13 protein-coding genes and 1 pseudogene are annotated in these 11,526 nt (G+C 74.9%); 4 read left to right on the plus strand and 10 right to left on the minus strand.

Annotated elements, in window-relative coordinates; all coding sequences use genetic code 11:
* Nucleotides 1-174: 174 nt before the first annotated feature.
* Nucleotides 175-1,884, plus strand: a complete 1,710-nt coding sequence (locus tag B1205_RS26560) for a glycosyltransferase family 2 protein (RefSeq protein WP_089158096.1) — start codon at nt 175-177, stop codon at nt 1,882-1,884.
* A 15-nt stretch (nt 1,885-1,899) separates the two neighbouring features.
* On the opposite strand, the gene B1205_RS26565 is transcribed toward B1205_RS26560, so the two are convergent.
* From B1205_RS26565 to B1205_RS26580, 4 genes are read right to left on the minus strand one after another with little or no spacing between them, the layout of a single operon-like run.
* Complete coding sequence (locus B1205_RS26565) at nt 1,900-2,181, minus strand: DUF6510 family protein (RefSeq protein WP_089158097.1); 282 nt, start codon at nt 2,179-2,181, stop codon at nt 1,900-1,902.
* Nucleotides 2,182-2,198: 17 nt separating this feature from the next.
* Nucleotides 2,199-2,957 carry a ferredoxin reductase gene (locus tag B1205_RS26570; RefSeq protein ID WP_089158098.1) on the minus strand — a complete coding sequence of 253 codons (759 nt, stop codon included), beginning with the start codon at nt 2,955-2,957 and terminating at the stop codon, nt 2,199-2,201.
* A gap of 1 nt (nt 2,958) precedes the next feature.
* Nucleotides 2,959-3,558, minus strand: coding sequence for a sulfite oxidase-like oxidoreductase (locus tag B1205_RS26575; protein WP_089158099.1), 600 nt, complete (start codon nt 3,556-3,558; stop codon nt 2,959-2,961).
* Between the two features lie 25 nt (nt 3,559-3,583).
* On the minus strand, nt 3,584-4,618 hold the full coding sequence (locus B1205_RS26580; RefSeq protein WP_089158100.1) for a TerC family protein: 1,035 nt from the start codon (nt 4,616-4,618) through the stop codon (nt 3,584-3,586).
* A gap of 253 nt (nt 4,619-4,871) precedes the next feature.
* Between B1205_RS26580 and B1205_RS26585 the strand changes: the two genes are divergently transcribed.
* The gene (locus B1205_RS26585; protein WP_089158101.1) at nt 4,872-6,020 is read left to right on the plus strand and encodes a CaiB/BaiF CoA transferase family protein; all 1,149 of its coding nucleotides are present in this window, start codon (nt 4,872-4,874) and stop codon (nt 6,018-6,020) included.
* 5 nt (nt 6,021-6,025) lie between these two features.
* Here the strand turns inward: B1205_RS26585 and B1205_RS26590 are convergent, their stop codons facing one another.
* Complete coding sequence (locus B1205_RS26590) at nt 6,026-6,430, minus strand: DUF2267 domain-containing protein (protein ID WP_089158102.1); 405 nt, start codon at nt 6,428-6,430, stop codon at nt 6,026-6,028.
* Nucleotides 6,431-6,584: 154 nt separating this feature from the next.
* Here B1205_RS26590 and B1205_RS26595 point away from each other — a divergent pair, with 154 nt between their 5' ends.
* Entirely contained in the window at nt 6,585-6,854 is a 270-nt protein-coding gene (locus tag B1205_RS26595; RefSeq protein ID WP_089158103.1) for a DUF2795 domain-containing protein, read from the plus strand.
* 345 nt (nt 6,855-7,199) lie between these two features.
* Here B1205_RS26595 and B1205_RS26600 read toward each other — a convergent pair whose 3' ends face one another.
* The 4 genes from B1205_RS26600 to B1205_RS26615 form a co-directional block, all read right to left on the minus strand.
* Complete coding sequence (locus tag B1205_RS26600; protein ID WP_089158104.1) at nt 7,200-8,171, minus strand: pirin family protein; 972 nt, start codon at nt 8,169-8,171, stop codon at nt 7,200-7,202.
* Between the two features lie 16 nt (nt 8,172-8,187).
* Entirely contained in the window at nt 8,188-9,012 is an 825-nt protein-coding gene (locus B1205_RS26605) for a hypothetical protein (protein ID WP_089158105.1), read from the minus strand.
* 30 nt (nt 9,013-9,042) lie between these two features.
* Entirely contained in the window at nt 9,043-9,231 is a 189-nt protein-coding gene (locus B1205_RS32460; protein WP_254910229.1) for a hypothetical protein, read from the minus strand.
* Nucleotides 9,232-9,398: 167 nt separating this feature from the next.
* Complete coding sequence (locus B1205_RS26615; RefSeq protein ID WP_089158106.1) at nt 9,399-10,145, minus strand: DedA family protein; 747 nt, start codon at nt 10,143-10,145, stop codon at nt 9,399-9,401.
* Between the two features lie 65 nt (nt 10,146-10,210).
* On the opposite strand from B1205_RS26615, the gene B1205_RS26620 reads away from it, so the two are divergent.
* Nucleotides 10,211-10,903 (plus strand): nitrilase-related carbon-nitrogen hydrolase, encoded by a 693-nt coding sequence (locus tag B1205_RS26620; protein WP_089158107.1) that lies wholly within the window; start codon nt 10,211-10,213, stop codon nt 10,901-10,903.
* A 7-nt stretch (nt 10,904-10,910) separates the two neighbouring features.
* Here B1205_RS26620 and B1205_RS32465 read toward each other — a convergent pair.
* Nucleotides 10,911-11,526, minus strand: a pseudogene (locus B1205_RS32465) (serine/threonine-protein kinase); the annotation flags it as partial.

An 11,526-nucleotide genomic window follows, 5' to 3' on the forward strand; every position in this document is an offset into this window, starting at 1 on the left:
CAGCTGACACCCACCCACGATCGGGCCCGACCTCTGGCGAGGTCGGGCCCTTTCGGCGTATCCAACGGCTGCCTTCCGGTCACCTCGCCGTCACGTCGGCGTCGTCACCCGGACGGCTCGCTCCACCACGCTGGGTCGCGCCGCACCAGCCGGTCGAGCCGCGAAGGAGCAGCTGTGGCAGCCGAGGAGGCGACGGGTCGCCCCGCGACGACCCGCCCGGACGTGAGCGTGGTCGTACCGGTCTACAACACCCTGCGCTACCTGCGCGCCTGCCTGGACTCGCTGCTGCGGCAGACCATCGGGCCCGACCGGATGGAGATCGTGGCGGTGGACGACGGATCCACCGACGGCAGCGGACGCCTGCTGGACCGGCTCGCCGCCCGGCACCCCGGCACCCTCCGCGTCGTGCATCAGCCCAACTCGGGCGGCCCGGCCGCGCCCTGCAACCGGGGACTGGAACTGGCCACCGGCCGCTACGTCTTCTTCCTCGGCTCGGACGACCGGCTCGGCCCGGAGGCGCTGGAACGACTGGTCGCCGCCGCCGACCGGTACGGCTCGGACGTGGTGCTCGGCAAGGTCGTCGGCGTCAACGGCCGGCACGTCTTCTCCGACGTGTTCGCCGCCGGCAACGCGATCGACGTGAGCCTGTTCGACTCGGCGCTGCCGTGGTCGCTGGCGAACACCAAGCTGTTCCGCCGGGAGCTGGTCGACCGGCTCGGGCTGCGCTTCCCGGAGGACATGCCGGTGCTCAGCGACCAGCCGTTCACGCTGGCCGCCTGCTGGCACGCCCGGCGGATCTCGGTGCTCGCCGACTACGACTACTACCACGCGGTACGGCGGCTGGACGCCCGCAACATCACCTACCACAGCCGGGTCGAGCAGCGTCTGGTCAGCGTGGAGCGGCTGTTCACGTTCGTCACCGAGCTGATCCCGGCCGGCCCGCGCCGGGACGCGGTGCTGTGCCGCCACGTCGGGCTGGAGCTGGCCAACCTGGTCGGCGACGACTTCCGTCGGTTGGACCGGGCCACCCAGGAACGGGTGTACGCGACGGTGCGCCGGCTGGTCGAGCGGCACGTCACCGACGGGCTGCGCAAACGGTTGGACATCGAGGCCCGGCTGCGCCTGGGCGCGGTGACCGGCGGCGGCGTCGACGAGCTGCTGGCCGTCATCGAGCAGGACACCGAACGGGGTGTCCCGGCCACGGTGGTCGCCGCCGGCCGGTGGCACGCCGGCTATCCGGGTGCGCCGGCCGCTTGGACCGACGTCACGGACGTCCGCGCCGACTGGCTGGCCCGACTGGACACCGTCGAGGTGAGCTGGGTCGACGGGCAGACGGTGACGGTGACCGCGCGCAGCCCGTACCCCCGGTTCGCCGCGGAGGCCGGGCCGGTCCGGCTGGTGGCCGGTCCGATCGCCGGCACCACCCGGCTGGACGCCACCGACCCGACCGGACGGACCGTGCGGACCGACTTCCCGGTCGACCGGCTCCTCGCCGTCAGCGCGGCCAGCGGACAGCGCCACCCGGTCCGCGCCGAGGTGGACGGCGACCAGGGGCGTGGGGCCGCGCCGGTACGCGCGCCCCGGCTCGCCGCCGGCCGGCCGCGGCTGCTCCGCCACGGCGCCCGACTGTACGGGGTGGCCGCGACCGTCGACCCGCGCAACGGCCAGCTCGTCCTGTCGGTGGTGCCGGTGACCGTCGGTCAGGTCGTCGGCCGGTTGCGCCGCCGCCTCGCCGGCGCGACGCCCCCGGCGAACAAGCCGGCGCCCGCCGGTGCCCCGCCACGCCTCGGACCCACACCGGCGAAGGCGTCGGCGGAGCGCACGGGCGGCAACCACGCCGAGCCCGGGCCGGCGCAGGTGGGGCACCTGACCGTCACGTCCTGAGCCCCGGCCGGTCCGTCAGCGGGCCGGGTCCGTCGGCATCGGCACCTGGAGGTAGGTGGCGCCGCGCAGGTCCAGCCAGGCCCGGTCGGGTGCGCGGACCAGGCGCACCATCACGCCGGCGCAGGCGGGGCATCGCCCGACCAGGCCGGGGGCGTGCGCGTAGACGTGCAGGCCGGCCATCGGGCCGGTGGTGCCGCAGTGGTCACACCGCCCGACGGTGCTGCTCAGGTCGACCGTGAGCAGTTCGCGCAGCGGCCCGTCGAGCATGTTGCCGTCCAGGTACGACAGTTCGGTCACGCATCCCCCTCGGGTCGTCAGCCGGTCGGACCGAACCGCTCGGTCCGCACCCGCCGGGTCGGATGGCCGAGCCCCACGAGCAGGTCGGCCACGGTCTCCACGAAGCCGGTGGGGCCACAGACGTAGCAGAGCGGCTCCAGCTCCGGCGGCCAGCCATGGCTGTTCACGTCCGCCAGTCCGATCCGGTGCGGCTCGCCGCGCCAGCCCTCCGGCGTCTGCCGGGTGTAGACGTACGCGACGTCCAGGCCCTGGTCGTCGCGGGCCCGGCGGCGCAGCTCGTCGGCGTAGATCACGTCGTCCGGCGTACGCACCGAGTAGACGAGCCGGAACGGCGCGCGGCTGCCGGCGGCGCGGCGGGCCCGCACCATCGCCATCAGCGGCACCACCCCGGAGCCGCCGGCCACCAGCAGCACCGGCGCGGTTTCGTCGGCCCGCCAGACGAACCAACCGCCGACCGGGCCCCGCACCTCCACCGGGTCGCCCTCGGCGTAGGTGTCGATCAGGTACGGCGACACCTCGCCGTCCGACACCCGCTGCACGGTCAGCTCGATCCGCTCGCCCTCGGCGGGGCCGGCGAGCGAGTACGACCGGGCCGCCTGGTAGCCGTCGGCGGCGGTCAGGCGCAGGTCGACGTGCTGCCCGGGGAGGTGTCCCGGCCAGCCGGGCACGTCCAGCACCAGCGTCTGCGCGCTCGGCGTCTCGATCCGGCGCTCCACCAGCCGGGCCACCCGCCAGGTCAGCGGCGCCACCCGGCGGCCGGTGGTCGGGGCGGCCACCTCAGTCGCCCTGGTAGCGCTGCTCGCGCCACGGGTCGCCGTAGTCGTGGTAACCGGCCGTCTCCCAGAAGCCCGGCCGGTCGTCGGCGAGCAACCGGATGCCGCGCACCCACTTGGCGGATTTCCACAGGTAGAGGTGCGGCACGAGCAGCCGGGCCGGGCCACCGTGCTCGGCCGGCAACGGACCGTCGTCGTAGGTGTGTGCCACCCACGCCCGGCCGCCGCGCAGGTCGTCCAGGGGCAGGTTGGTGGTGTAGCCGCCGTACGAGTGGGCCAGGGCGTAGCGGGCGCTGGTGTCCACGCCGTCGAGCAGCGTGTCGAGCGAGACGCCCTGCCAGGTGGTGCCCAGCTTGGACCAGCGGGTGACGCAGTGCAGGTCCACCGTCGGGGTGTCCTGCGGCAGGCGCATCAGCTCGTCCCAGGACCAGCGGTGTTCCGTGCCGGTCTCGGTGGTGAGCACGAACTCCCAGGTGTCCAGCGGCACCCGCGGCGTCGGCCCGGCGGAGAGCACCGGGAAGTCGTCGGTGAGGTACTGCCCCGGGGGCAGGGCCGCCCCGGACGCACGGGGCCGGCCCTGGAAGCCCGGCGACACGATTCCCATCCGTCAGTCCTACCACCCGGAAACGTCAGACGGGGCCCCGACCTTGCACCTCGTGCACGACGGTGCGCGTGCCGTCGCCACTGTCCCGGGTGGCGCGCAGGCTGGTGACGGTGACGATCACCAGGATGCCGAGGATCACGCCCAGCGAGGCGAGCGTCGGGATCTGCGGCACCCCCGGCCAGATGCCGTGCGCCCAGTGCAGGCCGAGCTTGAGCCCGATGAACGCCAGGATGGCGGCCAGCCCGTAGCTGAGGTGCACCAGTCGGCTGAGCGCGGCGTGCAGCACGAAGTAGAGCGCCCGCAGGCCCAGCAGCGCGAAGGCGTTGGTGGCGAAGACCAGGTACGGGTCCTCGGTGATGCCGTAGACGGCGGGCACCGAGTCGACCGCGAAGACCACGTCGGTGGCGAGCACCGCGACGACGACCAGCGCGAACGGGGTGAGTGCCCGCCGGGTGCCCTGCCGGATCGTCATCCGGGTGCCGTGGTAGTCGTCGACCACCGGCATCACCTTGCGGAGCAGCCGCACCGACCGCATCTTGTTGATGTCGACCTCCTGCTGGTGCCCGGAGAGGGCGTCGCGCAGCAGCTTGACCGCGGTGGCGATCAGGATGAGGGCGAAGAGCAGGAAGGCGAAGTCGAGCGTCTGGAGGGCGGCGGCGCCCAGCGCGATGAAGACGGCCCGCAGCACCAGCGCGCCGGCGATGCCGTAGAGCAGCACCCGCTGGGCGAGCACCGCCGGCACCGCGAACGCGGCCAGCAGCAGCATGAAGACGAAAAGGTTGTCGACCGAGAGCGACTTCTCCACCAGGTAACCGGTGAGGTATTCAACCCCCTGCTGGCCGCCGTAGCGCGACCAGATCCAGGCGCCGAAGGCCAGCGGCAGGGCGATGTAGAAGGCCGACCAGGCCAGCGCCTCCCGGATGGAGACCTCGTGCGGCTTGCGGGTGACCAGGAAGTCGAGCACCAGCAGCGCGAGCACCCCGGCGATCGTCACCAGCCACAGCGTGGGGGTGCCGACCGACGACAGCCCGGCGGCGGACAGGTATGACAATTCGGACATGGGGCCTCCTCGAACACCGTGTCATGTTCGAGGTCTCCTTCACCCACGGTTTCGTGGGCAACCACCCGAGGCTCGCCCCCGGGGCTCGCCGTACTGACCGGAATGGTTCGTGGGAAGTACTCCCCTCGCGGCTACCAGGCTAGGCCACCCGGGCGCGGACGCCAAGTCGTGGGTACGGGTGCTTGCCCTGGTCAACCGCTGTGCAGGCGCGTCCGGCGTGGCGTCGTGGGGCCCGGCCGCCTAGGGTGACCGGGTGACCGACCAGGGACCGCTGACCGGCGTACGGGTGATCGAACTGGCCGGGATCGGGCCGGGGCCGTTCGCGGCGATGATGCTGGCCGACCTCGGCGCGGACGTGGTGCGGGTCGACCGGGCCGGCGGCGGCGGGTTCGGCGCCTTCCCCGGTGACCTGCTGAACCGCAACCGCCGCTCGGTCGCGGTGGACCTCAAGCACCCGGACGGGCGGGAGCTGGTGCTGCGGCTGGTCGCCGACGCGGACGCGCTGGTCGAGGGCTTCCGGCCCGGGGTGACCGAGCGGCTCGGCCTCGGCCCGCAGGACTGCCTGGCCGCCAACCCGCGTCTGGTGTACGGGCGGATGACCGGCTGGGGGCAGGACGGGCCGCTCGCCCACAGCGCCGGCCACGACATCGACTACCTGGCGCTGACCGGCGCGCTGCACGGCGTGGGCCGGGCCGGTGAACGCCCGGTGCCGCCGATGAACCTGCTCGGCGACTTCGGTGGCGGCGGCATGATGCTGGCCCTCGGCGTGGTCGCGGCGCTGTACGCGGTGCGCGGCGGCGCACCCGGCCAGGTGGTCGACGCGGCCATCGTGGACGGCGTCTCGGTGCTGGCCACCCAGATCCACGCGCTGCGCGGCCTCGGCCTCTGGCAGGATCCGCGCGGGGTCAACCTGCTCGACGGCGGCGCGCCGTTCTACGACACGTACGAGTGCGCCGACGGGCGATACGTCGCGGTGGGGGCGCTGGAGCCGCAGTTCTACGCCGAACTGGTCCGGCTCACCGGCTTCCCGCTCGACGGCGACGACGCACCGGACCGCGACGACCCGGCCGGCTGGCCGGTGCTGCGGGCCGCCTGGGCGCGGCTGTTCCGCACCCGTACCCGGGACGAGTGGACGGACCTGCTGGCCGGCACGGACGCCTGCGTGGCACCGGTGCGCGACTGGGCCGAGGCCCCGGCGGACCCGCACCTGGCGGCCCGGGAGGTCTTCGTCGCACCGGGTGGGGTCACGCAGCCGGCCCCGGCGCCACGCTTCTCGGCCACGCCCACCTCGGTCCGCCGTCCGCCGCCGCAGCCGGGCGAGCACACCGACGAGGTACTGGCGGAGGCGGGCATGGACGCGGCACGGATCGCCGCGCTGCGCGCCGCCGGCGCGGTCGGCTGAGCGGTTCAGCGGCGGCGGGAGACCGGCGCGAGGGCCGGTTCCACCAGGTCCCGGTAGTCGCGGGGCAACTGCGTCACGACGTCGGCGAACTCGCCGCTGCTGATCGCCTCGCGGAGCGTGGCGAACACCGCCCGCACCGCGTTCCGGGCGGTGTTCTCGTCGCAGCCGGCGCGGCGGGCGACCCGGGCGACGAACTCGGCCGCCCCGAACCGCTCGGCCGCCTCGGTGCGCGGGTGCGGGCTGAGCAGCCCCCACAGCGGTCTGGGCAGTTGCGCGGCGAGGTCCAGCACCTCGCCGCCGGTCAGGCGCTCGGCCAGCGTCTCCAGGGTGGCGCCGGTCAGCGTCGCGGCCCGGTCGTCGGCGGTCCCGGTGAGCCGGGCGACCCGACCCACGAAGGTGAGGTAGTGCATCGGTGGTACCCCCTTCGGTGCGCCATCGCGGCTACCCGTGACGGCCGGATGGAAACAGCGGCGGGATTTCCGGGCGGCGGCGGGCGTGAGCGGCGGCGCGGTGGGTAACCGCCGCCCGGTCGTGACCCACCTACTGCCGCGAGGAGCCCGACGCATGGCGAGTTACCCGGAGGTCCTTGAGTACCTGTCCGCGCTGGACTACCCGGCCGGCAAGGAGGACGTCATCCGCGAGGCGGAACGGGAGGGCGCGCCGCCGGACGTGTTGCGGGCGTTGCGCGCGCTGCCCCCGGTCGACTACGCCAACGGCACCGAGGTGGCCCGCTCGGCCGGCATCGACGCCGCCCCGGAGGTGAGCCGGTCGCAGCGCGCGGCGCAGGCCCGCGACCCGCACACGCGGGTCTCGCAACATCTGCGCGGCATCTGACCGTCAGGGTTACTTAACGCCCGGCCGCCCCACGGCCGGGCGATCTGACGCGGCCGTTCCACCGCCGGGACCGAGGCCGCGCAATCCCTGCCGTGACCAGCGCCCGGGCCGCACCGGGTCGGGGCCGGGAATCGACGCGGGTCGTCGACAGGCGGGCGCCCCGGGTCACGAACCGCGACCTGGGGCGCCACGCAACACCTGGCCCTGACGGTCCGCGCCCGAACCGGGTCGCGATCGCCAGGCGGTGGATGTTCGCCCGAACCGGGCGGGCATCGCTGCCACGATCATCATACGATGCGACATCAGCCGAACGGGTGAGAATCGTGAAAGTGTGGTGGGGGGCACTCAGCCGAGCACGGTGCCGCTGCGGTCACGGGCCTTGAGCCGGGTGGTGGGCAGCGCCGGCGCGGGCAGCGGGGGCGCGGCGTCGTCGGCGACCGTGCCGAAGCGGCGACCGGCCGTCCAGTCCTCCCGGGCGGCGGCGATCTCCTCGTGCGAGCGGCCGACGAAGTTCCACCACATCACCAGCGGCTCGTCGAACGGGGTGCCGCCGAGCAGCAGCAGCCGGCTGCCCGGTGCGGCGCGCAGCGTCAGGGCCGTCCGGCCGGCGCCCAGGTGCAGCAGCGCGCCGGGGGCGAACGCCACGCCGTCGCACTCCGCCGAGCCGGACATGGCCAGCAGCCCGTACTCGAAGTCCGGCCGCAGTGGCAGCGTGGCCGGCGCCGGCCCTCGGACCTCGATCTGCGCGCCGAGCAGCGGGGTGTGCGCCACGGCCGGCGAGCGTTCCCCGCCGAGGTCACCGACGAGCAACGTGACGTCGAGGTCACCGTCGCGCCACCGGGGCAGCTCGGCGTGGTGGGCGAAGTCCGGGTCGCCGGCCCGGGCCGGGTCGGGCAGCGCCACCCAGAGCTGCACGCCGTGCATCAGCGGCGGGTGGACCAGCGGCGAGCGCTCCGAGTGGGCGATGCCACGACCGGAGGTCATCACGTTGAGCTGGCCGGGGCGGATCGGCTGCACGTTGCCGAGGCTGTCGCGGTGCAGGATCTCCCCGTCGAGCAGCCAGGTGACCGTCTGCAGGCCGGTGTGCGGGTGCGGTGGCACCTCCATCCCCGGCCGCTGCGACACGTCGTCCGGGCCGAAGTGGTCGACGAAGCACCAGGCGCCGACCATCCGCCGCGTGCGTTGCGGCAGCAGCCGGCGCACCGTGGTGTAGCGGCCGAGCGGGACGTCGTGGCCGGGCAGCAGCACACTGCCCGGATCGGCGGCGCCCACGCCGGGTGGGAGCGTCTGCGCGGGCAGGGATTCGGTGCGGTCCACCGCCCGAACTGTACGCTCAGTCCGCGGTGACGCTCACCGTGTTCGCGCCGGCCACCAGGTCGAGGTAGAGCCGGTCCGCGGCCCGGTCCCAGCCCGGCGAGCTGACCAGCTCACCGGCGGCGATCCCGGCGCGGCGCTCGTCGTACACGGCCAGCGAGCCGGCGCCCGCGGCCACCCGCACCCGGGCCGGCGGCCCGCCGGGCACGGCTACGGTCAACTCGCTGACCCCGCCGGTCATCCGCACGGTGAGCGCGCCGTCGAGCGGCGGCAACCGGAGTGCGGTACGCGACGCGCCGCCGATCAGTTCGATCCCGGCGAGCCGGGCCGCGCCCAGGTCGAGCCGCTGCTCGCGGACGCCACCGACCAGCCGCAGCCGCCAGGTCACCCGGGAGTTGAGCACCACCTCGACGGCCGACGGGCCGGGCCGGCCGTTCTCCTCTACCCGCAACCGCAGCCGCTGACCGGCCAGCTCCGGGCGCGGTGTCACGCCGGCGTCGGCCGGCGCACCGATGCGGTAGAGGTCGTCGCCGAGGTCGGCGGCCCGCAGGGTGAAGCTGGTCAGACCGTCGACCAGCTCGAAGTCCGCCCGTCGCCGGTCCCCGCGCGGCGCGGTGAGCGTCTCGGTGGCGGCGACCTCGGCCCCGCCCACCCCACCGGCGGCCGGGGCCGGCGACGAGGGGCCACCGGAGAAGACCACCCCGAGCCGGGCCGGGTTCGACAGCGTCGCCGCGACGGCCACCGCGCCCAGCGCCACCACCAGCACGGCGGCGGCGGCCAACCACCGGGCGGCGTCGGACCAGCGCGGTGGTGTCAGGTCAGGGTCGTCCCCGGACACGGTCATGATCGTCCCCTTTCACCGGTCCCCACTGGCTCATACGTCTCCGTTTCCGTCGCGGTTCATTCCCCGCGGCGGGGCGGCGTCGGCGAGCCGGGAGTGCACCTTGGCCGCGCACGCGGACAGCGTCGCGTGGGCGTCCAGGCCGAGGCTCTCGATCGCGACCAGCGCGGTGAACGCCACGTCGGCGAGTTCGGCGGCCACGTCCGCCCGGGTGTGCGTCACCCCCTTGCGCGGNGCTTGAGCAGGCGGCAGGTCAGCTCCGTGTCGCCGGTGCCGTTGGCGGCGTCCAACCAGGCACGGGCGTCCCGCGCCGAACTCCAGATCGTGTCGTCCACCCGGCCAGTCAACCTCGGCGGCGGTGACCACCGGGGCCCGGGGCCGGGTGTCCGTCAGTCCTCCTCCGGCGCGTACCAGCCGCCCCGGTAGACGGTGCCCGGCCGGGGCGGCGCGTCGGGCTCGGACGTCGCCCGGCGGGACCGGCGCACCCGGCTCACCACGAACCACCCGAGGGCGGCCACGACCGCCAGGATCACCACGTTCTGCAGCGTGCCGACGTACGCCTCGACCACATGCCAGTTCTCGCCGAGCAGGTAGCCGGCGAGCACGAACGCGGTGTTCCAGATCAGGCTGCCCAGCGCGGTGAAGAGCAGGAACACCGGCACCGGCATCCGTTCCACGCCGGCCGGGATCGAGATCAGACTGCGGAAGATCGGAATCATCCGGCCGAAGAACACGGCCTTCACGCCGTGCCGCACGAACCACGCCTCGGTGCGGTCCACGTCCGCCAGCTTGACCAGCGGCAACCGCTCGGCCAGGGTCCGCATCCGGTCCCGCCCGAGCGCCGCCCCGACGTAGTAGAGCGCCAACGCGCCCAGCACCGACCCGAGCGTGGTCCACGCGATCGCGCCGAACAGGCTCATCCGCCCCTGGCTGGCGGCGAAACCGGCCAGCGGCAGGATGACCTCGCTGGGGATGGGCGGGAACAGGTTCTCCAAGGCCACCGCGAGCCCGGCCCCGGGGCCGCCGAGGCGTTCCACCAGGCCGGTGACCCAACCGACGGGCCCTTCACCGGCCGGCTCCGCGGCCCGCGCGGCGCTCACCCGGGGGCCGGCGAGGAGCTGTGCGTTTCCGATCATCAGACCACGTTACGGTGCGACGTGACCATCGACCACGGCAACCGACGCCGGTTACGGTGTGCCCCATGCGTACGCCGCTGTCGGTCGCGGTCGCCCAGCCGCTCACCCGATCCCACGACGTCGCCGGCAACGCCGACCGCCACGCCGCCGTGGTCCGGGCCGCCGGGGCCCGGGTGGTGGTCTTCCCCGAACTGTCCCTGACCGGGTACGAGTTGGACGCCGCGCCGCTGGACCCGGCCGACGACCGGCTCACGCCGCTGCGGACGGCCTGCGCCGAGACGGGCACGCTGGCCCTGGCCGGGGCGCCGGTGGCGGGGCCGCACATCGCGGTGCTCGCGGTCGACGGCGACGGCATGCGGGTGGCGTACCGGAAGATGTGGTTGGGCGGCGCGGAGCCGCGGCGGTTCCGGCCGGGCCGGGAGCCGACGGTGCTCGACGTCGACGGCTGGCGGTTGGGCCTGGCGGTCTGCAAGGACACCGGCGTGCCGGCGCACGCGGCGGCGACCGTGGCCGCCGGCGCGGACGCCTACCTGGCCGGCGTGCTGGAGTCGGCCGACGACGCGGCGGTCCCGGCGCGACGTGCCGGCCGGATCACCGCCGCGCACGGCGTGTGGGTGGCGATGGCCAGCTTCGCCGGGTCGACGGGCGGCGGGTACGCGCACGCGGCGGGCGGTTCGGGGCTCTGGTCACCGGCCGGCGTGGCGGTGGCCCGCGCCGGTACGGCCGTCGGCGAACTGGTCACCGGGACCCTGCACTGAGGACGTGTCAGTCCTCGCTCCCGCGTAGCCGCTCGTAGCTGTCGAGCAGCTTGCGCAGGGCGGCGGCGGTGGCCGCGTCGAGTTTGTCGTCGTCGGCCGCGTCCTCGATCCGCTCGTGCAGGTCCTCGATCCGCTTCGCCCGTTCCTTCGCCCTGCCCCGGTCCAGCTCGGCGGCCTTCTTCCGCAGGTCGTCGGCGGTCTTGCGGTCGATCAGCCGGGCCGCCTCGGCCCGGTCGAGGAGCGCGCCGAACCGGTCCGCGAGCTGGCGGGCGGTGGCCGGTCGGGCCGCGTCGGTCGACGGCTCGGCGCGGGTCGGCGTCGGGGCGGGCCGGGCGGCGACGCCCGCGCCGGCCGTCGGCGTCGACGGTGGGGCGGCGACGGGGGGCGTGCCGGATCGGCCGTCGAACACCAGCGCGCCGACCAGCGCGAGCAGCAGCGCCACCGCCCCGGCGACCAGCACGCCGGTCAGCCGGTTCGGCGGCACCTCCGGGTGGGCCGGCGGCGCCGGGGGAGGCGGCGGGACCGCGCGCTGCGGCACGCGGGACCGCTCGACGAGCGTCGGGAAGCGCTCCCCGCCGGAGACGGTGGGCAGGAACGCCGTCGGCGGGTCGACCGGGCGGGCC

This window comes from Micromonospora sp. NBS 11-29 (genome assembly GCF_002140155.1).
In the GTDB taxonomy this organism is placed as follows: Bacteria; Actinomycetota; Actinomycetes; order Mycobacteriales; family Micromonosporaceae; genus Micromonospora.